Origin of the sequence: Marinobacter salexigens, from assembly GCF_002806945.1 — a bacterium.
In the GTDB taxonomy this organism is placed as follows: domain Bacteria; phylum Pseudomonadota; class Gammaproteobacteria; order Pseudomonadales; family Oleiphilaceae; genus Marinobacter; species Marinobacter salexigens.
Genome location: NZ_NIHC01000001.1, coordinates 289,002 through 313,310 on the forward strand (window position 1 = coordinate 289,002; position 24,309 = coordinate 313,310).

24 protein-coding genes are annotated in these 24,309 nt (G+C 55.5%); 11 read left to right on the plus strand and 13 right to left on the minus strand.

Annotated features, from left to right (window positions below):
* Window positions 1-134: 134 nt before the first annotated feature.
* From trpD to rpe, 5 genes are all read right to left on the minus strand, one after another.
* Window positions 135-1,163: an anthranilate phosphoribosyltransferase gene (gene trpD, locus CDH47_RS01330; RefSeq protein WP_100638030.1), complete on the minus strand. Its 1,029-nt coding sequence runs from the start codon at window positions 1,161-1,163 to the stop codon at window positions 135-137.
* 15 nt (window positions 1,164-1,178) lie between these two features.
* Entirely contained in the window at window positions 1,179-1,760 is a 582-nt protein-coding gene (locus CDH47_RS01335; RefSeq protein WP_100638031.1) for an anthranilate synthase component II, read from the minus strand.
* 15 nt (window positions 1,761-1,775) lie between these two features.
* Window positions 1,776-3,263, minus strand: coding sequence for an anthranilate synthase component I (gene trpE / locus CDH47_RS01340; RefSeq protein WP_100638032.1), 1,488 nt, complete (start codon window positions 3,261-3,263; stop codon window positions 1,776-1,778).
* 246 nt (window positions 3,264-3,509) lie between these two features.
* Complete coding sequence (locus tag CDH47_RS01345) at window positions 3,510-4,199, minus strand: phosphoglycolate phosphatase (protein ID WP_100638033.1); 690 nt, start codon at window positions 4,197-4,199, stop codon at window positions 3,510-3,512.
* Window positions 4,196-4,897, minus strand: coding sequence for a ribulose-phosphate 3-epimerase (rpe, locus tag CDH47_RS01350; protein WP_100638034.1), 702 nt, complete (start codon window positions 4,895-4,897; stop codon window positions 4,196-4,198). The genes CDH47_RS01345 and rpe overlap by 4 nt, the downstream gene beginning before the upstream one ends.
* 90 nt (window positions 4,898-4,987) lie before the next feature.
* Between rpe and CDH47_RS01355 the strand changes: the two genes are divergently transcribed.
* The gene (locus CDH47_RS01355) at window positions 4,988-5,935 is read left to right on the plus strand and encodes a DUF3530 family protein (protein WP_100638035.1); all 948 of its coding nucleotides are present in this window, start codon (window positions 4,988-4,990) and stop codon (window positions 5,933-5,935) included.
* A gap of 10 nt (window positions 5,936-5,945) precedes the next feature.
* Here the strand turns inward: CDH47_RS01355 and CDH47_RS01360 are convergent, their stop codons facing one another.
* From CDH47_RS01360 to CDH47_RS01370, 3 genes are read right to left on the minus strand one after another with little or no spacing between them, the layout of a single operon-like run.
* Window positions 5,946-6,695 (minus strand): co-chaperone DjlA, encoded by a 750-nt coding sequence (locus tag CDH47_RS01360; RefSeq protein ID WP_100638036.1) that lies wholly within the window; start codon window positions 6,693-6,695, stop codon window positions 5,946-5,948.
* 4 nt (window positions 6,696-6,699) lie between these two features.
* A complete protein-coding gene (murU, locus tag CDH47_RS01365) occupies window positions 6,700-7,407 on the minus strand; it encodes an N-acetylmuramate alpha-1-phosphate uridylyltransferase MurU (RefSeq protein ID WP_100638037.1) in 708 nt (235 codons plus the stop codon).
* Window positions 7,407-8,447, minus strand: coding sequence for an aminoglycoside phosphotransferase family protein (locus tag CDH47_RS01370; RefSeq protein ID WP_100638038.1), 1,041 nt, complete (start codon window positions 8,445-8,447; stop codon window positions 7,407-7,409). Before CDH47_RS01370 ends, murU begins: the two co-directional genes overlap by 1 nt.
* Window positions 8,448-8,803: 356 nt before the next feature.
* On the opposite strand from CDH47_RS01370, the gene CDH47_RS01375 reads away from it, so the two are divergent.
* The 9 genes from CDH47_RS01375 to slmA all read left to right on the plus strand — a co-directional run bounded on the left by CDH47_RS01375 (window position 8,804) and on the right by slmA (window position 17,391).
* Window positions 8,804-11,104 (plus strand): LPS-assembly protein LptD, encoded by a 2,301-nt coding sequence (locus tag CDH47_RS01375; RefSeq protein WP_193601561.1) that lies wholly within the window; start codon window positions 8,804-8,806, stop codon window positions 11,102-11,104.
* Between the two features lie 75 nt (window positions 11,105-11,179).
* On the plus strand, window positions 11,180-12,535 hold the full coding sequence (locus CDH47_RS01380; RefSeq protein ID WP_100638040.1) for a peptidylprolyl isomerase: 1,356 nt from the start codon (window positions 11,180-11,182) through the stop codon (window positions 12,533-12,535).
* Window positions 12,535-13,560: a 4-hydroxythreonine-4-phosphate dehydrogenase PdxA gene (gene pdxA, locus CDH47_RS01385; protein WP_100638041.1), complete on the plus strand. Its 1,026-nt coding sequence runs from the start codon at window positions 12,535-12,537 to the stop codon at window positions 13,558-13,560. Before CDH47_RS01380 ends, pdxA begins: the two co-directional genes overlap by 1 nt.
* Window positions 13,557-14,420 carry a 16S rRNA (adenine(1518)-N(6)/adenine(1519)-N(6))-dimethyltransferase RsmA gene (gene rsmA / locus CDH47_RS01390; protein WP_239985541.1) on the plus strand — a complete coding sequence of 288 codons (864 nt, stop codon included), beginning with the start codon at window positions 13,557-13,559 and terminating at the stop codon, window positions 14,418-14,420. Before pdxA ends, rsmA begins: the two co-directional genes overlap by 4 nt.
* Window positions 14,413-15,213, plus strand: a complete 801-nt coding sequence (locus CDH47_RS01395; protein WP_100638042.1) for a symmetrical bis(5'-nucleosyl)-tetraphosphatase — start codon at window positions 14,413-14,415, stop codon at window positions 15,211-15,213. Before rsmA ends, CDH47_RS01395 begins: the two co-directional genes overlap by 8 nt.
* Before the next feature lie 28 nt (window positions 15,214-15,241).
* Complete coding sequence (locus CDH47_RS01400; protein ID WP_193601562.1) at window positions 15,242-15,631, plus strand: DUF423 domain-containing protein; 390 nt, start codon at window positions 15,242-15,244, stop codon at window positions 15,629-15,631.
* Between the two features lie 7 nt (window positions 15,632-15,638).
* Window positions 15,639-15,839: a sulfur carrier protein ThiS gene (thiS, locus tag CDH47_RS01405; protein WP_100638043.1), complete on the plus strand. Its 201-nt coding sequence runs from the start codon at window positions 15,639-15,641 to the stop codon at window positions 15,837-15,839.
* Window positions 15,840-15,923: 84 nt separating this feature from the next.
* Window positions 15,924-16,733 (plus strand): thiazole synthase, encoded by an 810-nt coding sequence (locus tag CDH47_RS01410; protein WP_100638044.1) that lies wholly within the window; start codon window positions 15,924-15,926, stop codon window positions 16,731-16,733.
* Between the two features lie 28 nt (window positions 16,734-16,761).
* Entirely contained in the window at window positions 16,762-17,391 is a 630-nt protein-coding gene (gene slmA / locus CDH47_RS01415) for a nucleoid occlusion factor SlmA (RefSeq protein WP_100638045.1), read from the plus strand.
* Here slmA and CDH47_RS01420 read toward each other — a convergent pair.
* The 5 genes from CDH47_RS01420 to CDH47_RS01440 form a co-directional block, all read right to left on the minus strand.
* On the minus strand, window positions 17,358-18,182 hold the full coding sequence (locus tag CDH47_RS01420; protein ID WP_100638046.1) for an inositol monophosphatase family protein: 825 nt from the start codon (window positions 18,180-18,182) through the stop codon (window positions 17,358-17,360). The two genes, slmA and CDH47_RS01420, sit on opposite strands and share 34 nt — an antisense overlap.
* A gap of 56 nt (window positions 18,183-18,238) precedes the next feature.
* Complete coding sequence (locus CDH47_RS01425; RefSeq protein ID WP_100638047.1) at window positions 18,239-19,534, minus strand: pyridoxal phosphate-dependent aminotransferase; 1,296 nt, start codon at window positions 19,532-19,534, stop codon at window positions 18,239-18,241.
* A 101-nt stretch (window positions 19,535-19,635) separates the two neighbouring features.
* Window positions 19,636-20,976 carry a substrate-binding domain-containing protein gene (locus CDH47_RS01430; RefSeq protein ID WP_239985542.1) on the minus strand — a complete coding sequence of 447 codons (1,341 nt, stop codon included), beginning with the start codon at window positions 20,974-20,976 and terminating at the stop codon, window positions 19,636-19,638.
* 116 nt (window positions 20,977-21,092) lie between these two features.
* Window positions 21,093-21,407: a DUF3301 domain-containing protein gene (locus CDH47_RS01435; protein WP_100638048.1), complete on the minus strand. Its 315-nt coding sequence runs from the start codon at window positions 21,405-21,407 to the stop codon at window positions 21,093-21,095.
* A gap of 317 nt (window positions 21,408-21,724) precedes the next feature.
* Window positions 21,725-21,934 carry a PAS domain S-box protein gene (locus CDH47_RS01440; RefSeq protein WP_100638049.1) on the minus strand — a complete coding sequence of 70 codons (210 nt, stop codon included), beginning with the start codon at window positions 21,932-21,934 and terminating at the stop codon, window positions 21,725-21,727.
* A 271-nt stretch (window positions 21,935-22,205) separates the two neighbouring features.
* Here CDH47_RS01440 and CDH47_RS01445 point away from each other — a divergent pair, with 271 nt between their 5' ends.
* Entirely contained in the window at window positions 22,206-23,882 is a 1,677-nt protein-coding gene (locus tag CDH47_RS01445; protein ID WP_100638050.1) for a putative bifunctional diguanylate cyclase/phosphodiesterase, read from the plus strand.
* The last annotated feature ends 427 nt before the right edge of the window (window positions 23,883-24,309 follow it).

Consider the following 24,309-nt stretch of genomic DNA (forward strand, 5'->3'; position numbering starts at 1 on the left):
GCCGCTGGTCGCCTCTCAAAACACGCCCGTGAATACGTCCATGTAGGGCTTGGCTGCAGCCATCCCTGGCTGCAGACAGTTTTAAGAGGCGACCAGCGGCACGCTCTCAGAGTTTGGTGAAGCCTGCTTACAGCTTAAAAACAGTGTGAAAAATCTGCCAGTTCGGCGAGTTTTCCGGCCGCAAGGCCCGAGCCCATGGCGTCCAGGGCCATTTCTACGCCCATTTTGGCATTTGGAGCCAGGCCGGCTACGTAGATGGCAGCGCCGGCGTTCAGGGCGATCATGTCCCGGGCTTTTTCGGCCATTTCATCGTGGCCTCGGCCGAAGGCGGCTTTGATCAGGTTCAGGGACTCTTCTGCAGTATCCACGGACAGCCCCACCAGAGTCTGGCTCTTTATGCCGAGGTCTTCCGGGGTGATCTGGTATTCGGTGATCTCGCCGTCTTTCAGTTCGGCCACATGGGTAACGCTGGCCAGGCTGATTTCATCCAGTCCGTCTTTGGAAGCCACCACCATAATGTGTTCGGCGCCTAGTTTTTGCAGTACTTCAGCCATTGGGCGGCAGAGGGCTCGGCTGAATACGCCGATCAGTTGGCGTTTAACACCTGCCGGGTTGGTCATGGGGCCGAGGATGTTGAACAGGGTGCGGCAACCCATTTCCTTGCGTGGGCCAACGGCGTGTTTCATGGCACCGTGATGGCTTGGGGCGAACATGAAGCCTACGCCGATTTGCTCTACGCAGCGGGCGACTTGTTCAGGGGTGAGGTCCAGGTTGATGCCTGCTTGTTCGATCAGGTCGGCACTTCCGCTTTTGGAGGACACCGCGCGGTTGCCGTGTTTGGCAACAAAGCCACCAGCGGCAGCAACAACGAAAGCGGAGGCAGAGGAAACGTTGAACAGGTTGGCGCCGTCACCGCCGGTGCCAACGATATCAATCAGTGGCTCGGCTTTGATGGTTACGCCGGAGACCAGTTCGCGCATGACTTCCACAGCGCCGGTGATTTCATCGACGGTTTCACTTTTTATCCGCAAACCCATGAGCAGGGCGCCAATCTGAGCATCGGTGGCTTCGCCGTTCATAACGATGCGCATCACGCTTTTCATTTCTTCCCGGGACATATCGAGGTTTTCGGCCACCCGGTTCAGTGCGTCTTTCATGTTCATTCGTAGTGCCTTTTCTTATTGGGTTCGCAGGAAATTGCGTAGCAGTTCGTGGCCCTGTTCGCTCATGATGGATTCAGGGTGGAACTGCACCCCTTCGATGGCCAATGTTTTGTGACGCACGCCCATGATTTCTTCCACGCTGCCATCGCTGTTGCGAGTCCAAGCGGTCATTTCCAGGCATTCCGGGAGGCTGGCCTGCTCGATGGCCAAGCTGTGGTAGCGGGTAGACTGCACAGGATTGTTAAGGCCGCGGAACACGCCGGTGTTGTTGTGAAACACCGGGGATACTTTGCCGTGCATAACGCGCCCGGCGCGGATTATGTTGCCGCCGAATACCTGCCCGATGGCCTGGTGTCCAAGGCAAATGCCGAGAATGGGAATTTTGCCGGCAAAGTGGCGGATGGCTTCCATGGAAACCCCCGCTTCATTTGGTGTGCAGGGGCCGGGAGAGATCACCAGCCGTTCCGGGTTAAGTGCTTCGATCTCCTCCACGGTGATTTCGTCGTTGCGGTGCACCTGTACGTCGGCGCCCAGTTCTGCAAGATACTGCACCACGTTGTAGGTGAAGGAGTCGTAGTTGTCGATCATTAATAGCATGATGTGTCCCTCGCCTCAGTGGTTGAAATCGTTGTAGGTCATAGCCACCGCGCGGAATATGGCGCGGCCCTTATTCATGGTTTCTTTCCATTCAAGGCGAGGAACGGAATCGGCAACAATGCCGGCGCCGGCCTGTATGTGCAGTGTTTTGTCCTTGATAACGGCGGTGCGGATAGCGATTGCGGTATCCATGTTGCCGTTGAACGACAGGTATCCCACAGCGCCGCCGTATACCCCACGCTTTACCGGCTCCAATTCATCAATGATTTCCATGGCCCGGGTTTTCGGGGCACCGCTCAGGGTACCTGCAGGCAGGGTGGCCTTGAGTACATCAAGGCAGCTGATGCCGTCTTTTACCTGGCCGGTTACGTTGGAGACTATGTGCATTACATGGGAGTAGCGCTCCACGGCCATTTTTTCAGTGAGCTTTACGGTGCCGGTTTCCGACACGCGACCCGCATCGTTGCGGCCCAGGTCGATCAGCATCAGGTGTTCGGCGATTTCTTTCGGATCGGCGAGCAGCTCGGCTTCCAGGGCTCTGTCTTCCGCATCGGTAGCGCCGCGTTTGCGGGTGCCGGCGATGGGGCGAACGGTGACTTCCCGGTCTTCCATACGTGCCAGGATTTCCGGCGACGAGCCCACAATGTGGAAGTCGTCCAGATCCAGAAAGTACATGTACGGCGAGGGGTTCAATACCCGCAGTGAGCGGTACAAATTCAAGGGAGGAGCTTCAAACGGAATGGACATGCGCTGGGAGATGACGGTTTGCATTACGTCGCCGTCCAGCACGTAATCTTTTATTTTGCCAACAGCGGCTTCGAACTTTTCCTGGCTAAAGCCAGATACAAACTCGCTTTCATCCACAGTTTTTCCGCGCAGATGGGCTGGCGTTTGCGGAGCATTGGCGGTTTGCCGGTGTAATTTCTGTTCGAGTTCGTCGAGCCTTGATTGTGCCTGTTCGTAACTACCGTCATCGGCCGGATTCACGTGGACTATCAGGTGCAGCTTGCCCCGCAGGTTGTCGAATACCACCAGCTCGTCGGAAACCATCAGCAGTATATCAGGGGTGCCTATGCGGTCCGGGGGGCAGCTGGTGGCCAGGCGCTTTTCGATGTAGCGAACCGTGTCGTAGCCGAAATAACCCACCAAGCCACCATTGAAGCGGGGTAACTCTTCCAGATCCGGGGCGTTGAAGCGTTCCTGGTAGCTGGCTACAAATGCCAGAGGGTCATCTACTTCAGCGGTTTCAATTACTTCGCCGTGCCGACGGATCTCTATACGGTGGTCAAATACCTTGAGCACTTCCTGGCTGGGCAAGCCGATGATGGAGTAACGGCCCCATTTTTCGCCACCCTGAACAGATTCAAACAGATACGAATATGGGCCGCTGGCGAGCTTGAGGTAAGTACTTAAAGGGGTGTCCATGTCCGCTAGTACTTCACGATACACGGGGATGCGGTTGAAGCCGGCCTGTGCCAGCTTGCGGAATTGTTCGGAGTTCATGGTCGGGTTTCCTGGGATCTGATCTGCGTTCGAGCAGGCAAACAGTATGTAGGTTTGGCCTGTCGGGTGGTGGCGTTAAGCGGGCACGGGCGCGCTGTTCGCCGGGCTGAGAGTGTTCAGCCGGTACGCCATCGCCACCATCGTGTTGCGCGGGTAGTAAGGATGCCTCGCGCGGCAGTCAAATTCAGTCCCTGCACGGCAGGAATCTCCCGAATTGAAAAGAATTAAAGTTCAAGATCTGAGAGGTTACAAAAGCTCGCTCAGGGAATCAACCACAGCGTCTGCTCCCAGTGCATGTACCCGACGGCCAAAGTTGTAGCCATAGGTGACAGCAACACAGGGAATGCCTGCGGCCTGGGCGGCGGTGACATCCGCTGCAGAGTCGCCAACCATAACGGTAGTGCCCCGGCTGCCGTTCAGTGCCTTCATGGCGTGGAGCAAGGGGCCGGGGTCCGGCTTTCTTGTATCCAGAGTGTCGCCACCGATCACCAGTTTGAAGTGCTGATCCAGCCCTAGCTGTTTTAATAACGGCGCCACGAACTGTTCTGGCTTGTTGGTTACTACGGCCATGGGGCAGTCGCGTTCGCTCAGAGATTCCAGGCAGGCTTTTACACCCGGGTAGACCACTGCGTACTGGCCGTTGAGTTCCCGATAGTTGGCAAAGAACAGCGCCAGCGCATCGTCAAACAGAGCGTCGTCTACCGCTGTTGCGGGCTCCCAGTCGGCTTTGCCAGCCAGGGCCCGCCGCATCAGTATGGGGGAGCCGTGGCCCACCCACTGGCGCACCTGCTCAAGCCCGGCGGGCTTGCGTCCAAGCTGTTCAAGAGTGCGGTCAACCGCCGCGGCAAGGTCTGGAGCGCTGTCTACCAGGGTGCCATCAAGATCAAACAGGGCAACTCCGGGCCAGCGGGCGTTAAACAGTCCAGCGAGGCTCATTGGTTTGGTGCCTGATGGCCCATTGCGATACGGGCCTGCTCCAGCTCCTGACGCATGGTGTCGATGGTGGCTTTGTAATCGTCGGTATTGAAGATGGCTGAACCCGCAACAAACGTGTCTGCGCCGGCTTCGGCAATTTCCCGGATATTGTCGGTTTTTACGCCGCCATCGATTTCCAGCCGGATGTTGTAATTGCTGGCGTCGATGCGCTTGCGGGCTTCCCGAAGCTTGTCGAGGGTGCCGGGAATAAATTTCTGACCACCAAAGCCCGGGTTCACCGACATCATCAGCACCATGTCGAGCTTGTCCATTACATGATCCATATAGTGGAGTGGTGTAGCAGGGTTGAACACCAGGCCTGCTTTGCATCCGCCCTCGCGAATCAGTTGCAGGGAGCGGTCAATATGCTGGGACGCTTCCGGGTGGAAGGTGATGTAGCTGGCACCGGCGTCGATGAACATACGGATCAGGTCGTCCACTGGCGATACCATCAGGTGCACATCGATGGGTGCGGTAACGCCGTGTTTACGGAGGGCTTCGCACACCATCGGCCCAATGGTCAGGTTGGGCACATAATGGTTGTCCATAACGTCAAAGTGCACCACGTCTGCGCCTGCGGCCAGTACGTTATCCACCTCTTCGCCCAAACGGGCAAAATCAGCAGACAAAATGGATGGGGCAATCAGATAAGGGTTCATTTCGGTTCTCGCAAACAATTGGCAGCCGTTAATATTAATGACAGTCTAACAGCACCAGAGCGTGTTTTCGTAGCCAGAGGAGCTGGAACTGTGCGCCGAATCAGAACAATCAGTAAAAGCATATGTTTCAAGAACATTTCCAGCTGCCTGTTGGTCGTTATGCTGGCATCTGTTGGGGTGCAGGCATTCGCCCAGGACCAGGTTGATGGAGCAGGGCCCGCCGAATCCGTTGCCAGCGAAGTGCGCGGTGTTGTCTCCTCCGGGATGGGTGAGTGGGGGTTGAGCCAGCGATTTCCAGACTCTGTGCTCTGGCTTGAACTTGAGGATGGTGCTCGCACATTGGCACTGTTCTGGCCCGAAATGGAAACGCCGGTAAGGGGGGCTGTGATCATTCTGGCGGACGAAGGCGAGAATGCAGGTTCAGGGCTGGCAGGCACTCTGGCCCGGGAATTGACGCACCGTAAATTCGCGGTGCTCAGCTTGGGCCTTGAACCGCCGTCGGTCGCCCTCGAGAAGATGCTGGAGCGCCCGCAGGTTGCACCTGAGGCAGGTCCGGAAGGGGGGAGCCAGGGTGCTCCTGTACGAGCAACGATTGATGTATTGGAAACGGAAGCCCCGAGTGATCTGGAGGTTGCCTATCGGGAACGCATTCGTGAAGAGTTGGTGGCTGGAGCCGTGGAGCTGGGCAAACGTGAGTACGACTTCTTGGCAGTGATCGGTATCGGGCGAGGCAGTAACCATGTAGTGGCCTACGCTGCTGAGCTTGGGGCTCCCCCGGCCTTGGTCTGGGCGCAGCCGAAGTTCTATTCCAGGGACGCCGGGCAGCTGGCCGAAACGCTGGAGAAAGCGTCTGTGCCGCGCATTCTGGAACTATCCTCCTCGAGTGGGGGGGAGCAACGTAAGGCGAGTTTAGCCAGAGCCGGAGTGCAAGGCTTCAGTTTGCAGGCTGTGGGTTCGGGGACAGTTTTCTTGCCGCGAGATGGTAAAGCTCTGGCGGGCAGGATAGCTGCCTGGTTAACATCGGGTCCGCGCCAATAACTGTTACCAGTCAGTGTCGCCGCCGGACCAGCTCCCAAGCCTTTTGGTAGGCTAGCAGACGTTCTTTGGCGAGAGCATGCTCGGCGGGGGTGAGTTGCTGTTGTGCCAGTTTGTCCGGGTGCCACTTGGAGACCTTTTTCCGGTATGCGCGCTTGATTGACGCTATCGGGTCTCGCCTTGTGACGCCCAGCAGAGCGCAAGCTTCTTCAAGGTTGACGGGCATGGAAGGCACATTGTTGAGATCGCTCCACACCTGGCTGGCATAGCTGGCGAAGATGTCTTCGCTGATGGTAAACGGCATGCCAATGTGGTCAATCGCATCCTCGCACCGGTAACGCCGGGGTTTGCCTGGGCGGCCGTTGAGTTGAGCCGCGTGACATAGGCAAATGGCCATTTTCAGGGCGGGGGCAGGCGAGATCCGGTGGCTGAGCCTCAGTGTGGCACCGGTGAGTGGCGGCAGCGCTTCCGATGACTTGCCTTTCTGAAAACTGCTGATGGCCCTGTGTCTCTGGCGTTTTGAAAGGTCCAGCGCCATGATAAGGTTTTCTGCAAAGCCGATATCCTGCTCTGAAACCCGGCCCTCTGCTTTTGCGATATAACCCAGAAAGAAAAACATGGGGCGCTGACACCATCGGGGCAAGCTGGTTTGGCCAATCAGTGTGTGCGCCTGGTGATCAGAGGCGACGAGTTTGCGCAGCAGGCCAGAGAATGCTGCTTCCATTCGCGGTGGCAGGGCAGGTTGCGCAGAGCGGGTCGTCATCGCGCTAAGGCTCCCGGACAGCCAGTTGCTGGTCCAGTTTCCGCAGGCGCTCCGGAGTGCCAACATCAATCCAGTGCCCCGGGTGGTGTATGCCGGCAGCCCTGCCCTTCGCCATAGCGGCCCGAAGCACCGGGGCAAGCTTTCCCGCGCCATCAGTGAGCCCATCAAACAACCTCCGGTGCAGGAGGCTGATGCCAGCAAAGGTCAGTTTTTCACCCTCTTTTCCGGCACACTCCTCGTACAGCAAGCCGTTATCGTTCAGGCAAAAGTCGCCCTTGCGATGGTGTGGCGGGTTGTCGGTCATTACCAGTAAAGCGTCAACAGAAGGGTGTTTGCCCGGTATTGGCGGCTGCAGCCGGGCCAGATCAAAATCGCTCCAGATATCGCCATTTATCACCATAAACCAGTCGGTATCCGGGGATGCGAGTAGTGGCAGGGCGCGGACAATGCCGCCGGCGGTTTCCAATGGCTGGCCTTCCCGGGAGTAGTGCAGAGAAAGACCGAACCGTTCACCGTTGCCCAGGGTGTACTCAATCTGCTCTCCGAGCCAGGCGTGATTGATGACCACATCCCGAAAACCCGCTTGCTTGAGGCGTTCAAGGTGATGCTCAATGAGCGGTTTGCCGCCCGCACTAAGCAAGGGTTTCGGAGTGGTAAGGGTCAGTGGTCGCATGCGTTCACCCTTGCCTGCAGCAAGAATCATTGCTTTCACTATGCATGCTCCCGAAGCGGAATTGGGCCAATCCGTTCTTCAATTCTCGGTATGGCCACTGCTTCCAGCCAGTCATGGAAGTGCCTTAGCGCGGGTTGCCGGTTGCTGGCTGCAAGCAGGTAGCCAACAGTGCGGGGGATGTCGCCCAAATAGCGTGACTTGCCGTCACGAATAGCCAAGCGGGCAAAAATGCCGGCGGCCTTCAGGTGACGCTGCATGCCCATCAACTCAAACCATTGTCGGAAGGTGTCGGGATCGGCACTGTGCAGGCCAGCTTCCAGGGTTTGCTTGCGGAAGGTTTCCAGCCATGCGCAGACGCGCTCTTCCGGCCACTGGATGTAGCAGTCCTTAAGGAGCGACACTGCGTCATAAGTCACCGGGCCGGTTACCGCATCCTGAAAATCGATAACACCGAGGCGGTTGCGGTGTTGTCGCACCAGCAGGTTCCGGGAATGGTAGTCCCTGTGCACGGTTACTTCTGGCTGGGCCAGGGCGCTTTCCCGGAGCAATGCAAAGGTCGTGTCCAGCATGGACTTCTCGATGTTGTCCAGTTCCAGCTCCAGATAGCTTTCCAGCAGCCAGTCCCGAAACAAGGCCATCTCACGATTCAGTAGGGCCGCATTATAAAGCGGTAGTGGGTAGCCGGGCTCTGCGTGAACTTGCTGAATAAGAAGCAGCTCATCCAGAGCGCTTTGGTAAAGAGTGTCTGCGGTTTCGGGATTCAACTGGCCCAGCATTAACTGGTCGCCGAAGTCCTCCAGCAGGAGAAAGCCACGTGCAAGGTCAGCTTCGAAAATCTGTGGAACAGCAATCCCGGCCTGGAGCCAATGCCTGCCAATTTGGACAAATGGCCCGCAGTCTTCGAGCTCCGGGGGCGAGTCCATAACAATGAAAGATACGTCGCTGCCACTGGTATCTGTTTTGCAGACACGGTAGTAGCGCCGGAAGCTGGCATCGCCGGAAACGGGCTTGGCCTGAGCGTTCTCAAGGCCGGGAAACTGGCTGACCCAGGCGGTCAGCATTTGCAGGCGGTTGTCCATAGTGCGGGCAGTTGTCCTGGAATAGAGTGTACGTTGTATACGGGTATTCGTGAGCCCGGAGTTACGCCCATAAATGGGGCTCTCATTGAGGGCTCTTTGCATGGAGTATAAAGTGGGTAAAACGGTTTTGCAGCGGAGTTTCGATTATCAGGCTCCGTTTCCGTTAACAAGCTCCAGAGGCACGTGTAAACTAGGCGGCTGTTGTTTGTGTATATGCGCTCTGTTGCGCCAATCACATTTCTCCATGCATCTGGAACAGGAATCTTGCCATCGTGCCAATGTCCGACAGCTATCTGCAAGCGCAGACAGGCACATTGCAGCGCTGGTTTACGAGCCTGCTTGCCGGATTGGGCCTGATGTCGGCCGCCGGTTTATCTGCCGGCGAAGTAGCACCATCCGCCGCCGAGCTGGACTGGCGCCCTAAAAGCCAGCTTCCGGAGGATGTCAGGAATTCGCTGCCCGCGTTTTGCACAGGTGGGTATCTGCCATCAGGCTCTGGTGAAGACGGCACGGCTGTTTTTGGAGAAAGTACTGGTGAAGCCGCAGCTCTGCAAGCCAGTGGCCTGAACGCCCGGTACGAGATTGACAGCGAGCTATACCTGCAAGGCGATGTTCAGGTGCGACAAGGCAGCTTTCAGGTGGCTGGATCTGAGGCCAGGTACAGTCAGAGTGCAGGCCTTGTATCAATTCAGGGACCTTTAGTCAGTCGTGGTGATGGGTTTTTGTTGACCGGAGAGCGCGCAGAATACAGCGTGAACTCAGGGCGTCTTGATATCAACACTGCCACCTTCTTGTTGCATGGGCCGGAAATGCGGGGTAGTGCCGGAAGCCTTTCACGGGTGGATGATGCCCGGGTAGAGATCCATGGCGGCATGCTTACCACCTGTGGCCCACAGCAGAATGATTGGGCAATTGTTGCTTCTGAGATAGAGTTGGATCAGGCCGAAGGCTTTGGAACAGCAAAGCATGTGCGCCTCGAAGTTCTGGACGTGCCTGTGCTTTACTGGCCTTACGCCAGCTTTCCCATTGATGATCGGCGTAAAACCGGTTTTCTGTACCCGCAGTTTGGCTCTTCCAGCGCGGGTAGCGGCGCATTTTTTGCGGCACCTTACTATCTGAATCTGGCACCCCATTATGATGCCACTTTTACGCCGCAGTACATCCATGGCCGCGGGCTGTTTAATGAGGTTGAGGGCCGCTATCTCAGTCCCCTCGGAGAGACCACGCTGCAGCTTGGCTATATTGATAACGATTCAGCCTACAAAAATGACAACCCCGGTGAAGCCGGGCAGCGCTGGGCACTGGATGCCACCACCCGCGCCGAATTGGGCCGTGGCTGGCGCGGCTACGGTGACTTTTCCGTAGTAAGTGATGAAGATTATCTGGGGGATCTGAATCGCAGTCTGGAAATCAACCAGGCCACCCACTTGCAGCGCAAGGGTGGCGTGCGCTATGAGGACGCGAACCAGTATTTTGATTTGTATCTTAATGATTACCAGACCGTCAGCGAACGTATTGCCCAGGCTGACAGGCCTTATGCCCAGTTACCCGATGTGATCTATGCGGGAACGGCAGAGGCTGGCTGGTTTACGGCAGGGCTGGAGAGCCAGTACACCTGGTTTTATCGCGACAATGACGCGCTGACGGGACTGGATAAAGCCAATGGCCAGCGTTTTCGAGCCCGCCCCGAGCTGGCTCTGCCGATGCGGGCTCTCTGGGGCTTCAGCCGCCCTTCGGTCAGCCTTGATTACACCCGCTATGAGCTGGAAGACTATAGCGCCGGGAACAGTGGGTTTGATCGCACTGTTCCGGTGGTGGAGTGGGATAACGGGCTGTATTTTGATCGCCAGTCCAGCCTGTTTGATGTGCCCTACAATCAGACCCTTGAGCCTCGACTGTATTATGCCTGGGCAGATGCTGAAGCCGATCAGAACTACATTCCTGCATTCGATACGGCGTTGCAAACCTTCCGCTTTGAGCAGCTGTTCCGGCCAGATCGTTTTGTAGGGGGAGACCGGGTGGGGGAGGCCAATCAGTTAACAGTGGCTCTGACCAGCCGCTTCAACGACCTGGTGACGGGCGCCGAACGGGCTCGCTTCAGCATCGGTCAGGTGCAGTATTTTGAAGATCGTGAGGTGACGCTATTCGGTGTGGGCGGAAGTGATCGAAGCCGGTCACCGCTTGCAGGGGAAGTTGTGCTGAATCCCCTGCAAAATCTGCAAATCCGGACGTCCGGGCTATGGGATCCTGAAACCGGAGAGACCGAAGAGGGCCGCAGCCAGCTGGTTTTCCACTCGGAGGATTACCGGTATCTGGCAAGTGTCGGGCACACTTACAGCAAGGATGAGCTGGATCAGGCTGATATTGCCGCAGTTATCCCGGCATCAGACCGTGTTAGTCTAATCGGCCGCTGGGTGTACGATTCGGATCTGGATCGCACGGTTGGCTCCCTTGCCGGGATTGAGTACAACAATTGTTGTTGGAGCGTTCAGGTGGTTCACCAGAACTATTTCACCGACGACCAGGAACTGGACAGTCGCATACTGTTCCAGATTCAACTGAAAGGCCTGGGCGGAAGTGGCGGAGCCGCTACTTCGATTTCCGAGGCGATATACGGTTTCGATGAGCGCGAGCGGCGCCGTTTCGGGGCTCGTTGATTGGTTTTTCCCTGACGGTAACCGTGCCATTCCGGTACCCTGTCCGCAGGCTTATTTGAACATTATGAGGTGGTTATGAAGGCGACGATTCGCCAGGGTTTACAGATACTGCTGATGCTGTTGGCAGTGGTGCTTTCTTTTTCGGTTCAGGCTGAACGCAAATTGCTCGATCAGGTGGTTGCCATTGTGGATGACGACGTGATCCTTCAAACCGAACTTGAAGCGAGAATCAACACGATTGTGGGTCGCCTAAGTGCTCAGGGCACTGGCCTGCCACCGCGCCGTCTTCTTGAAGAGCGGGTTCTTGAGCAGCTGATCACCGAATCTGTACAGTTACAGATGGCCGATAAAGCGGGGATGCGCATCAGCGACAATGAGCTGAATGAGACCCTGGCCAATATTGCCAGAAGCAATGGCATGAGCCTGTCCGAATTTGAGGGCCAGCTAGCCGCAGAGGGCGTAAGTTATCGTCAGGCCCGAGAACAGATCCGCCAGGAAATGATCACCGGCCGGGTACAACAGCGCCAGGTTGGCAGCCGGGTTCGTGTAACGGACCGGGAGGTTGAAAACTATTTGCAGGCGCTTGAATCTGGCGGTGGCAACGATGCGGAATACCGGTTGGCCTATATCTTTATCGAGCTGGATAACCCAGCGGATGATGCGACTGTCGATGCCACCCGTGAAAAAGCGGAAGAGCTACGGGCAGCTATACTGAGTGGCCGTGATTTCCGCGAAGTGGCAGTGGCTGAATCGGATGCCAGTAACGCCCTTGAAGGCGGTGATATGGGGTGGCGCAGTGAGAGCCAGCTACCCTCTCTGGTTGCGCCGGTTGTTCCAGCACTTGACGTTGGTGAGCCCTCAGAAATTCTGGAGAATAACAGCGGTTTCCACATGGTTATGGTGATGAATAAACGCGGCGGCGCACAAAAACAGGTCATTCAGCAGAACCGTGTGCGTCACATACTGATCAGGCCATCTGAAGCGGTCACAGATGCGGAGGCGGAAACGGCGATTCGCAAACTCGCTCAGCAACTCCAGGACGGCGCTGATTTTGCTGTGCTGGCCCGGCAACATTCAGACGACCCCGTTTCCGGCTCCGATGGTGGCAATCTTGGCTGGGTAAATCCGGGGCAGATGGTGCCAGCGTTTGAGCAAGCTATGCAGGAGGCCGGTGTAGGAGAATTCAAAGGGCCGTTCCGCTCACAGTTTGGCTGGCATATCCTTCAGGTTGAAGAGCGCCGCGAGAAAGATATCAGTGTCGATGTGAAAGAAGCAGAGGCGCGCCAGGCGATTTATCGCCGCAAGTTCGAAACCGAGCTGCAAAACTGGCTGCGGGAAATCCGCGACGAAGCTTTTGTAGAGCTTAAAGGTGAGTATGCAACCGAGACAACAGAAGAAGAGCCTGGTGACTCTCAGGAAGCTGCTGAATAATGAGTGATGAGGTTGTTCTGGCCCTTACCGCGGGCGAGCCTGCCGGTATAGGCCCCGAGCTTTGCTTGCAGCTGGCTACTGCGCAGCGTGATGCAAGTGTGGTCGTTGTCGCCAGCCAGCCACTGCTGGAAGCTCGGGCCCGGCTTCTGGGCCTGAACGTTAAATTGTACCCATGGCAACCCGGCATGGCGCCAAAGAAAGGTGCGGGCGAGCTGTCTGTGTTGCACGTTGAAGGTTGCACATCGCTTCAGGCGGGTAAGCTGGATTCTGCCAACAGCCAGTATGTGCTGGAAACCCTCGAGGTTGCCGCTAAAGGCTGCCTTGGCGGTGATTTTGATGGCATGGTTACGGCGCCCGTTCACAAAGGCATTATCAACGAAGCCGGTATTGAATTCAGTGGCCATACCGAATTCTTGCAGGCGCTTTGCGGGGTTGAGCGAGTGGTTATGATGCTCGCCACAGAGGAACTGCGCGTGGCGTTGGTAACAACTCACTTACCCCTGAAAGACGTATCTGCGGCGGTTACGCCAGAACGAATTACCCAGGTTGCCACCATTTTGAATGCCGACCTGAAAAAGTTTTTCGGAATACAACAGCCCCGAATTCTCGTTACCGGCCTGAACCCCCATGCCGGGGAAGGCGGCCACCTTGGCCGGGAAGAAATTGAAGTGATTGAGCCAACCCTTGAGAAACTTCGCGCCAAAGGCATGCAACTGGTTGGCCCTTTGCCGGCAGACACCCTGTTTACACCGCACTGGCTTGATGGCGCAGATGCCGCCCTGGCCATGTACCACGATCAAGGCCTGCCAGTTCTTAAATTCCAGGGTTTCGGCCGTGCGGTAAACATTACTCTGGGGTTGCCCGTAGTGCGTACATCGGTGGATCATGGCACTGCCTTGGATCTTGCCGGCTCAGGCAAAGCCGACTCGGGCAGCTTACATACGGCTATCCGAGTGGGGGAACAGATGGCACGCTCCCTCAAATCTGCGAATCGCAAAGCCTTTAATAAAGAGAAATCTGAGTGAGTAAAAAAGCCGGCCATCAGGCCAGGAAACGGTTTGGACAGAACTTTCTTCACGATCCAGGCGTCATTGAACGCATTATTCGCGCCATTCACCCGAAGCCGGATGATGCCATTGTTGAAATTGGCCCTGGCCTTGGCGCCATCACCGAGGAGATCCTGGCGGTTAATCCAAAGCTCCAGGTTGTGGAGTTGGATCGCGACCTGATTCCTGTGCTTCGCACCAAGTTTTTCAACTATCCAGAATTCCGTATCCACGAAGCCGACGCTCTCAAGTTTGATTTCAGCCAACTTGTGGATGACAGGCCGCTTCGTATTATCGGCAACCTGCCCTACAACATATCCACGCCCCTGATTTTTCATTTGTTGGCCCAGTCAGGCGTGGTGCAAGACATGCACTTCATGCTGCAGAAAGAAGTAGTGCAGCGTATGGCGGCGGTACCAGGTGATAACAATTATGGCCGGCTGGGCATAATGACCCAGTACTTCTGCAAGGTTCAGCCGTTGTTTGAAGTGGGCCCCGGTGCCTTTCGACCAGCGCCGAAAGTGGATTCCGCCATTGTGCGACTGGTTCCCCATAAGGAGCTTCCACACCCGGCGAAGGATCATGGCACGCTGCAGGCGGTGGTACGAACAGCCTTTAACGCTCGCCGCAAAACCTTGCGTAAGGCGCTAGCTGGCATGGTAACGGTTGAACAGTTACAGACTTTGAGTATCAATGACGGCCTTAGGCCCGAAAACCTGAGCCTTGCAGATTACGTGAGTATTGCGGATTTGCTGGTGGCTGAAAAAAACAGTGAGCAAGGCAGCGTCCAGCCCGGCAAGGTTGGCTCAGGAGACGGAAGCGGAGACAACCATGACTGATTACGCCATAGGCGATATTCAGGGTTGTTATGATCGCTTGAAAGAGGTGCTGGCGAAGGTGGATTTTTCGCCATCCCGTGATCGTCTCTGGGTGGCGGGTGACCTGATCAACCGTGGCCCATCCTCCCTTAAAACCCTGCGCTACATCGAAAGCCTGGGCGATTCGGCCGTAGTGGTGCTCGGCAATCACGATCTGCATTTGTTGGCCGTGGCCTTTGGCGGCCACGAACCAAAGCGCAAGGACACACTCAAGGGAATACTGAAGGCCCCCGATCGCGATAAGCTTTTAGGTTGGCTGCGACAGCAACACCTGTGTGTGCACGATCCCGAGCGCAACCTCATCATGGCCCATGCCGGAGTTCCCCATATCTGGAGCGTTCAGCAGGCTGTTGAGAATGCTCGGGAAGTGGAAGCAGTGATTCGCGGGGAGCATGCCCGGGAATACTTTGCACTGATGTACGGCAACAAGCCGGCAGGCTGGGATGAAAGTCTCACGGGCATGGATCGTTGGCGGGTGATCACCAATTATTTCACCAGAATGCGTTTTGTTGCCCAGGACGGCAGGCTTGAACTTACCGCTAAAGAATCCGCTGGCAGTGCGCCTGAGGGCTATGCCCCCTGGTTTGAATTTCCCCGCTCCGATGACCTGCGCGTGATCTTCGGACACTGGGCAGCTATCGAAGGTGAAACAGGCAGAGACCGCTTCATAGGCCTGGACACTGGCTGTGTTTGGGGCGGAGCGCTCACCATGATGAATCTGGATACCGGAGAGAAAATCCACTGTGACTGTTGAGCCTGTAAAACCGAAACCCCGGGGTCTTATGCGCCTGCCCATTCTGATCGGCGCTTTTTTTGCCCTCACGGCAGTGATGGCTGGGGCATTTGGTGCTCATGGCCTGCGTAACCTGGTAAGCGAACGCAGCCTGGAGGTTTTCCAGACCGCAGTTACCTATCAAATGTATCATGCCATCGCACTGGTGCTGGTTGCTCTGTTGACTGGCTTTGGGCTTTCGCAGCGATTGCTGGGGCTGGCCGCTGGTTTCTTTGTGGCAGGTATCCTGTTGTTTAGTGGCAGCTTGTATACACTGGTGCTGACCGACCTGCGCTGGGTTGGTCCAATTACGCCCATGGGTGGTGTGTGTTTTATGATTGGCTGGATATTGTTGCTGACCGCTGGCGTGGGCCAGCAAACGGATCAAAGCAGAGGTTAGGAGCGTTATGCAGGTTAAGGTTAATGGCGAAGCCATGGTGCTCACTAAGGGTGCCACAGTTTCAGCATTGTTGGAAAAAATGGCACTGACAGGCAAGCGCTTGGCGGTGGAAGTAAATGAGGACATAGTGCCTCGCAGCCAGCACGTCGAGTTTACCCTCAATGACGGAGATCGCGTTGAGGTGGTACACGCCATCGGAGGCGGCTAAGCCCCATTTGGCGGGGCTGAGGCCCGGCCGTGACAGGCGTTTTCAAGAGATGACACCCTTACGTTTGACCAACCCGGAAACACTATGACCGACACACCAGAACTCCTGCTGCCCGAAGATAAACCGCTTGAAATTGCGGGCCGCATTTATCAGTCGCGGTTACTGGTAGGCACTGGAAAATACCGAGACCTGACGGAAACAGCTGAGGCCATTGAAGCAAGTGGAGCTGAAATTGTGACCGTGGCGGTTCGCCGCACAAACTTGGGCCAGAATCCGGATGAGCCCAATCTTCTGGATGTGATTTCCCCGGACCGCTACACCATCCTGCCCAACACGGCCGGTTGTTATACCGCCAAAGATGCAGTGCGTACGTGCAAGCTGGCGCGGGAACTTCTCGACGGGCGCGATTTGGTAAAGCTGGAAGTGCTGGGTGAGCACAAAACCTTGTACCCGAACATGCCAGAAACCCTGGCGGCCGCCGAAGAGCTGATTAAAGACGGCTTCAAGGTGATGGTTTACTGCTCCGACGACCCCCTGCTAGCCACGACTCTTGAGGAAATGGGCTGTATTGCCATCATGCCTCTGGGCGCACCTATTGGCTCCGGGCTGGGTATTCAGAACCGTTACAACATCCGGTTGATCGCCGAAAATGCCAAGGTTCCGGTGTTAGTGGATGCGGGCGTAGGCACAGCCTCCGATGCCACCATCGCCATGGAACTGGGTTGCGACGGTGTGCTGATGAATTCCGCCATCGCACAAGCCAAAGACCCGATCAGAATGGCCAATGCCATGCGCCTGGCCATTGAGGCGGGCCGTGAGGCCTATCTGGCAGGCCGTATGCCCAAAAAGCTCTACGCAAGCGCTTCCTCGCCCCTTGATGGCACTTTCTTTTAATTTCGATTCTGATTAAGAGCGCTGCAGTATGGCCACAACCGATCAGAAACCCAGTCGCCGGGAGGCAATACTCCACGCGCTGTTGGAGCTGCTGGAAAAAGATCCTGGCGCCAGAATCACCACGTCTGTCCTCGCCAAGTCCGTTGGTGTAACCGAGGCGGCGCTGTATCGGCACTTTCCCAGCAAGCGGAAGATGTTTGAGGCGCTTCTGGAGTTTGCGGAAGAGGTGGTGTTCTCTCGCTGTCAGGTAATCCTGCAGGAGCAGGAGGACGTGCGCGTGCGAATGCAGCAGCTGGTGCATCTGGTTTTGGTATTCGCCGAGCGTAATCCGGGTTTGTGTTGTGTTCTGACGGGCGATGCCTTGGTCGGCGAAAACGAGGCACTGCGCAAGCGTGCTTCCCAATTCTTCGAACGCCTGGAAACCCAGGTTCGGCAAACCCTGAAAGAAGGCGAAATCCGTCAGGGCTTGCGACCACGCACCAGTGCAACTCGCGGTGCGGATTTTGTTCTGGTGTTTATGGAAGGCCGAATTCAGCGGTTCATCCGCTCGTCGTTTTCCCGATTGCCCACGGCTGATTTTGACGAAAGTTGGGCGTTGGTTGCTGAGGCTGTTTGGCCCCAACCTCACTCATACCCGGAAGCAGACCGAAGAATCTGACGAACAGGCTCCCAGATAGCGGGTGCCGAAATCAGAATGTCGCGCCCCCAAAGGTCAGCCGGGTAACCCTCAGGCACCTCGCTGAAGTGGCCGGCGGTGGCACCCGCTTCCAGAGCAATCAGGCGGGCGGCGGCGAAATCCCAAGGGCTGACGTTTTCGTAGTAGATATCCAAACGCCCGCAGGCTACCCAGCAGATATCCAGAGCCGCAGAGCCGATACGGCGCAGGTCGCGGCACTCATGGATCATCGCATTCAGGCGGTTAACCAGCGGGGCCAGGTTGTCTTTGGTGTAAGGGAAACCGGTCGCAAAGAGTGAGTCTCTTGGCACCGTCGCACCGCTGTGGTGAATAGGAATGCCGTTGAGCGTGGCACCATCGCCGCGAGTGGCGCGGAAGGTTTCACCGGGGAAAGGTGCATGCACCACACCCGCTTGCACACGACCATTCTCAGCATAGGCAATGGACACAGCAACCTGCGGGTGGCCGTAAGCGTAATTTACCGTGCCATCAATGGGGTCAATGATCCACAACGGAGTTTCCAGTTCTTCAGCCTGGCTAAGATCCGGAGTGCTCTCCTCGGACAGGATGCGGTGATCCGGGAAGTTTTTCTGAATGGCGCTGGTGATGAACTCGTCGGCCATGATATCGGCATGAGTTACCAACTCAGCCTGGTATTTGTATTCAGTACGGAGGGTGGTTTTGTCACGCTCCCGTTGAATCAACTTTCCGGCCTCAACAGCCAGATCTTCTGCAAAATTGGTAATGGCCCGCAGGGAAACAGAATCAGACATGGCGCCCTCGCTTGATCTTCTCTGAAGAGTGAGAGCACCAGTCTATCATGGCTAGGTCATAGGCTGTTCAGCCAGCCCTCCAGCTTGTCCATGGCCTCGACCAGACGTGGGCATGCCCGTTTCACAAATTCTTTATCCAGAGCCTGGTCGGCATAGTCCCCGCCGGCCAGTTCCAAAGATGCAGCCCCGTCGAAGTCTACGAACGCCAAGCGTGCGCCCAAGTGGTCCGGTACAAAACCGAAATCGCTGGCAGGCAAAATGGCTACGCCGGTGCTTGCCAGCAAGGATTGGCAAAACGCCTGGCTGGTTTTGATGTCCTTCCGCGCAAGCTGATCGCGGAAGCTGTCAAAGTTCGGGAACAGATAGAAGGCGCCTTCAGGTTTCTGAACCACTGCGCCCATCGCGCTCAGGCGAGAGTGCATGTATTCCCCAACAACTTTCAGCACGCGCCGGGATTGCTTGAGGTATTCCTCAATGTCGTCACCACCGTCAAAGGCAGCGATGGCAGCATACTGTGTGGGAGCGCTGGTAGAGGTATAGGTTTCACTGGCGATGATCGCCATGGCGTCCTGCAGCGCTCTCAACTCCCTGGGAAAGATGAAGGTGCCGAGTCTCCAGCCCCCAGCACCGGCCCACTTGCTTAACCCGGTGCTGATGATGGTGCCTTCCGGGTAATAACGGGCAATGGACTTATGCTTGCCTTCGAAGTGGACTTCTCCGTAGATCTCGTCCGAAAGCAGTATGAGCCTGTACTTTCTGGCCACATTGGCAATGGCCAGCAGCTGGTCGTCTGTGTAAGTGCAACCGGTTGGGTTGGACGGGTAGTTGAGGATCAGTATGCGCGGGCGGGAAGCGTCGTCCCGGCAAATAATATCCAGCTCTTCGGCAGTCAGCTGCCAGTTGTTTTCTGCATGGGTGGGCAGCCAGTGCACCGAACGGCCAATAATGCGCGCCTGAGGTGCGTAGGAGACCCAGCTTGGGCGTGGGATCAGAAGGTCGCCATAGTAGGCCAGCTGCAGAATAAACAGCAGCTCCTTGGAACCGGGGCCAATCAGTACATCTTCCCAGGTACACCGCATGCGTTCACTGCGGTTGATGTAACCCGCAATCGACTCGCGGAGGCCTTTGAGACCTTTGACCGGCAAATAGTCTTTTTCGTGTGCGTGCTCCCTTAACGCTTCTACCACCCGCTCGGGAACCGGGAAAGGTGATTGCCCCAGCCCGAGCTTAATGATGTCCTTGCCTTCAGCTTTGAGCTGGTTGCTCAGCTCGTTGATTCGCAAGGTGGACGAAGGTTGGATGCCTCGAACGTTGAGGTTAATCGCAAAGCGCTGATCGTTTTGGATGTTCATTGTCTCAATCTGTTGGTTGGGGGGTGGCAGCAACAGTATAGGAAACCCAAACATATCTGGGGGCACTAAGCGGATAGGTGATTGCCGAAGCAGCGGCTCAGCTAGAGATCACGAACCCATACCTCTACCCGTCCATTTCGCTGTTCGCCACTTTTACCGCCAGCCATGCCCACAGGCATATAATGCCCGTAACCGGTGTAACGGACATCCCGAACGTTGTGACCAAAGAGCGCCTTTCGTACAGAAAGCGCACGCAGTTCCGAGATCATCTGGGCGCGTAACTCATCGGTTTGCTGGTCGGCAAATCCGATAAGCATCAGGTCATCAGCGCTTCGGTTTTCTCTGCTGAGGTATTCAGCTACTCGCGTCAGGTCTCTCTGTGCCTTGTTGTCCAGATTGGTGCGCCCCTCAGAAAAGCGGAAGTTGACGGTCAGTCGACTGTAGTTTCTGGTTAGTACCTTGAAGGTCGATGGGGTGTTGTCGGCCAAGTCGGGCTTAACAGCCAGCGGGTTCTGGGAAACAAAGCCTGATGTTGATACAAGTGCCTGACCTTCTTCACTCAGTACGAACTCAACGAAGTCCTTTGCCATCGGTGAGGCTGAATCGCCAAGCGTATACATAAACAGGCGCCTTGAGAGAGGGTAATCTTCACTGGCAATCGTCAGCCTGGATGGTGCTAGTGCAGGAGCTTCGCCATCTGATATCGCCAGTACTTTGCTATTGCGAATTGAAGTAAGCCCGGAAAATCCAATACCGCCGGGATCCGCACTAACGCTATCTGAAAGCCGGTCATTCGATTCATAGCGTCTGGCTGAAAGGTGAAGAGGGTAGCGCTTACCGAGAACCAGGCTCTTGAAAGTATCCCAAGTCCCGGAACGATCATCCCGAGCGTACAAGTGGATGGGTAGGTTGGCACCACCGACCTCTGACCAGTTGCTGATCTCCCCCGAAAATATTCTGCCCAGAGTTTTGGTGTCCAGCTGATTGACTGGGTTTGACCGATGAACCAGCACCGCTAGGCCATCGATGGCAATAACATTCTCGCTTCGGGGATCCTTAAGGTTGGCGCGGCCGGTCACTTTTTGCACTTCCGCAGGTTTGACTGGGCGGGATGAGGCCCATACGTCTGCTTTTCCTGCCTCCAATGCCTCGAAACCAGTGCTGGAACCGTGTGCGGCTACCAGAACTCGCAAGGGCGCGCTGCCCTCAACTCCAATCAGGAGTTTCTCATTCTCTTTGCCGTTGCCAAGAACCCGTACCGGACCCTTGCCACGATTTTTCAGAAAGCCGTCAACAAGCAGGGGGGCAAGCTCAGCGCCAATTGTGTTGGATCCATGAATCTCCATGTCTTCGGCGTGGACAGAAAGAGTTTTGAAGACAAATAAAAGGCAGAATATTCCCCGCAGGGCGCTCCGCAGCCGGAGTGAGTGGAGCTGCATCATAGTGAAGCCTCGTCGCAACAGATAGTTAGAGTTGCGGGAAGAATGAGGCAGAAATATTACAGGGATGTTTCAGTAGTAATAATGGGTGGCTAAAACCGGGCTTTAACCAGTGCGGGTTAGGAGAATCGGTGTGGGTCCAGCTCCATGTGCTGTATCCGAGCGCCGAGCATGATAATCCTGCCGCTATAGCGTTCTTCGCCGGTGGATGTGAAATCGAACATAAAGCGTCGCCAAACGCGGATTTGGCCTTGGTCATCCCGCTTGAACCAGATGCCGCGCAAATAGATGGCATCATCAAGCAGCATAACGTCCATGGTTTTGCAGTAGCGGTGAGCGGCCTGGAGTACAGAATCCTTGATGGCCTTGGCACGCCACCAGTACCAGATAGCAAAGGCTGAAATAAATAGCCAGAACAGTGTGCCTAAAGTCATGATAACAACACGATAGCGACGATTTTCCGGAATAATCAGCGGGTCAGAGCGCCAGACTACCCTATTGCGAAGGATCGGGGAATCTTTAGGGTTTCGCCGGCGTTCCGATTCGGCCTGCCGGTAATCGGGCAGAGAGCATTTTCAGGAAGTGGCTGGCCAGAAGTTGTGCCTGGTCCACGCTGTTGCTGAGATCTTCTGATTCCTGCCGGACGCTTTCGCTGCTGCGAACGGATTCATCTCCGAGTGCAAGCAGTCGGTTTACCTGTTGCTGTGCCTGAAGACTGAGGGTGGACTGCTCTTCCGTTGCGCTGGCATCCTCATGGGTGCAGCTGGTAATTATTTCGATGTCTTTGAGGGTAGAGGTGAGAGCCTTGCTGGCCTATGAGCTCTTCCACGGTATAGCCAGAAACCTTTGAGAACGCCTCATCCGTAGCGGTAATCCTGCCTTGCAAGTCAGTGGTGGTGATGAGATTGAAGTCATCGGGGTAGGTTTGTTCTTTCTGGGTAACCGGTTCGTTTCTACGCATATCACATCCTGGATTCTTATTATTGTGACACTGCTTTGCAGGCATTAGCCCGCACATAAAACCATTTGATGCTCGTTTGCGATGAAAAGCACTTAGCTGCATATCCATATACTAAAAATAATGAACTTGTGTTCATTTATGGTTATTATTTGGGAGGCACGAAGCGCGCACTTTTTCATAATCCGGACAATCAGGATTTGGTTTTCCTCTACGCTGAGGGTGTGTAGTGAATTGAATATAGCGGGACAGGAATATCAGGAGCAGATGATTCATGCAGTTCGAACAACAAGCAGATTTCAGGGTTTTGGTGGATCAATACCCACGCGCCATCATGATTGCCAATAAAGAGCCCAGAATCACCTATGTGAATCGCATGTTCCATTCCGTAACCGGTTTCCAGCCCGATGAGGTGATGGGTGAGTCACCTTCGGTTCTGAGCGCTGGCCTCCACGCTCCGGATTTTTACCAGATCATGTGGCGTTCTTTGATCGATAACGGGCGCTGGGAGGGGATGGTTTGGAACCGTAAAAAAAGCGGTGAGATATACCCTCAGTGGCTTAGCATCTACTCGATGGGCTCCGAAGGGCAGCGTGGTTATGTTGGCATGTTTATGGACATGGGCAAAAGAGACGGTGCAGATGCGCGTCTTGCCTCTTTGGCGTACTACGACCCACTCACGGAACTCCCCAATCGTTTACTCTTTCAAGAATTTCTGAAGGCTCGTGTCAGCCAGCGTGCACGGGAAGGTGCTCGTTTAGCCGTTCTGTTTATTGATTTGGACTTCTTTAAATCGGTGAATGATTTGCATGGACACGAGTTTGGCGATGGTGTGCTGCAGCAAGCTGCCCTCTGTATCCAGAGTGTGGTGGGCAAAGATGATGTGCTGGCTCGGCTGTCTGGTGACGAGTTTGCCGTTATTGTTGAGTTGTCGGGGCAGGATGAGCTAAACGAAGTCTGTCAGCGAATGGTTCAAGCCTTTCGTGCTCCGATAGTCGTTGGCGATCGGGAGTATTTTCTTTCTGCGTCCGTCGGAGCAACGGTTTATCCAACCCATGGGAAAAGTGGTGCTGAGCTTTTGCAGAAGGCAGATCGGGCCTTGTATGCTGCGAAACTGGCAGGCCGGGCCTGTTTCCGCATATACAGTGAGATAGAGGACGAACAGGGCCGCCGAGCGCAACAGCTCTCTGAGGCTTTGACCACATCACTCAAGACATCCACGGATGAATTCCATGTGGTGTATCAGCCCCAGTATGATCTCTGCTCAGGTAAGGTGGTGGGTATGGAGGCTTTATTACGCTGGAATCATCCAGAGTTTGGCCCAGTATCGCCTGCCGAGTTTGTACCGCTTGCAGAGCGCCGTGGCCAGATTCATGAAATGACGCAGCAGCTGGTGCGCGCAATACTGTCGGACTTGCGAAGCGATCCTCCGGACTTGTCTGGAAAGTTTCGGTTGGCGATTAATATATCCGCACGTCAGATGACTGATGCCCGGCTGCACTTGGTGATAGGGCCGTTATTTGCCCGTATCCGCGAGATAGGGTGGGTGCCGGAAATCGAAATTACTGAAACGCACATTATGCAGCTGTCCGGCCAATGCCTGGATAGCCTCCGAGCGTTCCGGGATCAGGGTGTGCTGATAGCCATTGATGACTTTGGAACCGGCTACTCTTCCCTGGCTTATTTGCAGGAACTGCCCGTGCAGGTGCTTAAGATCGACCGGCAGTTTATCAGCAGTCTGGCTACAAAGAATCGTGATTCTCGGATCGTGTCGGCCATTATAGGGATTGGGGAGGCGTTGGAGTTAGAGTTAGTGGCTGAGGGCATTGAAACCCAGTCCCAGTATCAGGAACTGCAGAAGTTGGGGTGTGAGCGTGGGCAAGGGTTCCTGATGGCCACGCCTCAGCCTTGGCAAGCGGTAAGGGCAACCATAGTCGATTCATATCAATAAAAAGCCATGTTCAGGCTCACCTCGAAGTGCTTTGCAAGATCTGGCCATCGTAGTGAGCATGGTTGCAATAGATTGTCGTGAGAAGAAACGCCACAGGGTAGACGTGCTAAGCCTCCGATTTACCTGATAAATGTGGAACATGACAATCAAATCTGAGCTGGAAGCTTACCTTCGTCTCGATCAAATACGCAGCAAACATCTGTTTCGGGTTCTTGAACCGGTCTCTGGCTTTTCGCTTAATGAAAGAAGTTTGCACCAGGGTTCCGGACATTGCATTCGTGTGGGTTCACCGGGCTGCCCAGTAAAACGATTCAGTGTCGCCATCAATTGCTGGGTGCTGAGGCTAGAGAACTGCCCTGTGAAGAGTTGGCACAGGGCTGAAGCGATAAAAAACCCGGTTCACCACTCAGTGAGCCGGGTTTTCAGC

Coding starts and splice junctions, on each gene's coding strand:
- trpD (WP_100638030.1), bottom strand. CDS start 1,163: ATGAACATGAAAGACGCACTGAACCGGGTGGCCGAAAACCTCGATATG.
- CDH47_RS01335 (WP_100638031.1), bottom strand. CDS start 1,760: ATGCTATTAATGATCGACAACTACGACTCCTTCACCTACAACGTGGTG.
- trpE (WP_100638032.1), bottom strand. CDS start 3,263: ATGAACTCCGAACAATTCCGCAAGCTGGCACAGGCCGGCTTCAACCGC.
- CDH47_RS01345 (WP_100638033.1), bottom strand. CDS start 4,199: ATGAGCCTCGCTGGACTGTTTAACGCCCGCTGGCCCGGAGTTGCCCTG.
- rpe (WP_100638034.1), bottom strand. CDS start 4,897: ATGAACCCTTATCTGATTGCCCCATCCATTTTGTCTGCTGATTTTGCC.
- CDH47_RS01360 (WP_100638036.1), bottom strand. CDS start 6,695: ATGACGACCCGCTCTGCGCAACCTGCCCTGCCACCGCGAATGGAAGCA.
- CDH47_RS01370 (WP_100638038.1), bottom strand. CDS start 8,447: ATGGACAACCGCCTGCAAATGCTGACCGCCTGGGTCAGCCAGTTTCCC.
- CDH47_RS01375 (WP_193601561.1), top strand. CDS start 8,804: ATGTCGGCCGCCGGTTTATCTGCCGGCGAAGTAGCACCATCCGCCGCC.
- CDH47_RS01380 (WP_100638040.1), top strand. CDS start 11,180: ATGAAGGCGACGATTCGCCAGGGTTTACAGATACTGCTGATGCTGTTG.
- pdxA (WP_100638041.1), top strand. CDS start 12,535: ATGAGTGATGAGGTTGTTCTGGCCCTTACCGCGGGCGAGCCTGCCGGT.
- CDH47_RS01395 (WP_100638042.1), top strand. CDS start 14,413: ATGACTGATTACGCCATAGGCGATATTCAGGGTTGTTATGATCGCTTG.
- CDH47_RS01400 (WP_193601562.1), top strand. CDS start 15,242: ATGCGCCTGCCCATTCTGATCGGCGCTTTTTTTGCCCTCACGGCAGTG.
- thiS (WP_100638043.1), top strand. CDS start 15,639: ATGCAGGTTAAGGTTAATGGCGAAGCCATGGTGCTCACTAAGGGTGCC.
- CDH47_RS01410 (WP_100638044.1), top strand. CDS start 15,924: ATGACCGACACACCAGAACTCCTGCTGCCCGAAGATAAACCGCTTGAA.
- slmA (WP_100638045.1), top strand. CDS start 16,762: ATGGCCACAACCGATCAGAAACCCAGTCGCCGGGAGGCAATACTCCAC.
- CDH47_RS01420 (WP_100638046.1), bottom strand. CDS start 18,182: ATGTCTGATTCTGTTTCCCTGCGGGCCATTACCAATTTTGCAGAAGAT.
- CDH47_RS01425 (WP_100638047.1), bottom strand. CDS start 19,534: ATGAACATCCAAAACGATCAGCGCTTTGCGATTAACCTCAACGTTCGA.
- CDH47_RS01430 (WP_239985542.1), bottom strand. CDS start 20,976: ATGATGCAGCTCCACTCACTCCGGCTGCGGAGCGCCCTGCGGGGAATA.
- CDH47_RS01435 (WP_100638048.1), bottom strand. CDS start 21,407: ATGACTTTAGGCACACTGTTCTGGCTATTTATTTCAGCCTTTGCTATC.
- CDH47_RS01440 (WP_100638049.1), bottom strand. CDS start 21,934: ATGCGTAGAAACGAACCGGTTACCCAGAAAGAACAAACCTACCCCGAT.
- CDH47_RS01445 (WP_100638050.1), top strand. CDS start 22,206: ATGCAGTTCGAACAACAAGCAGATTTCAGGGTTTTGGTGGATCAATAC.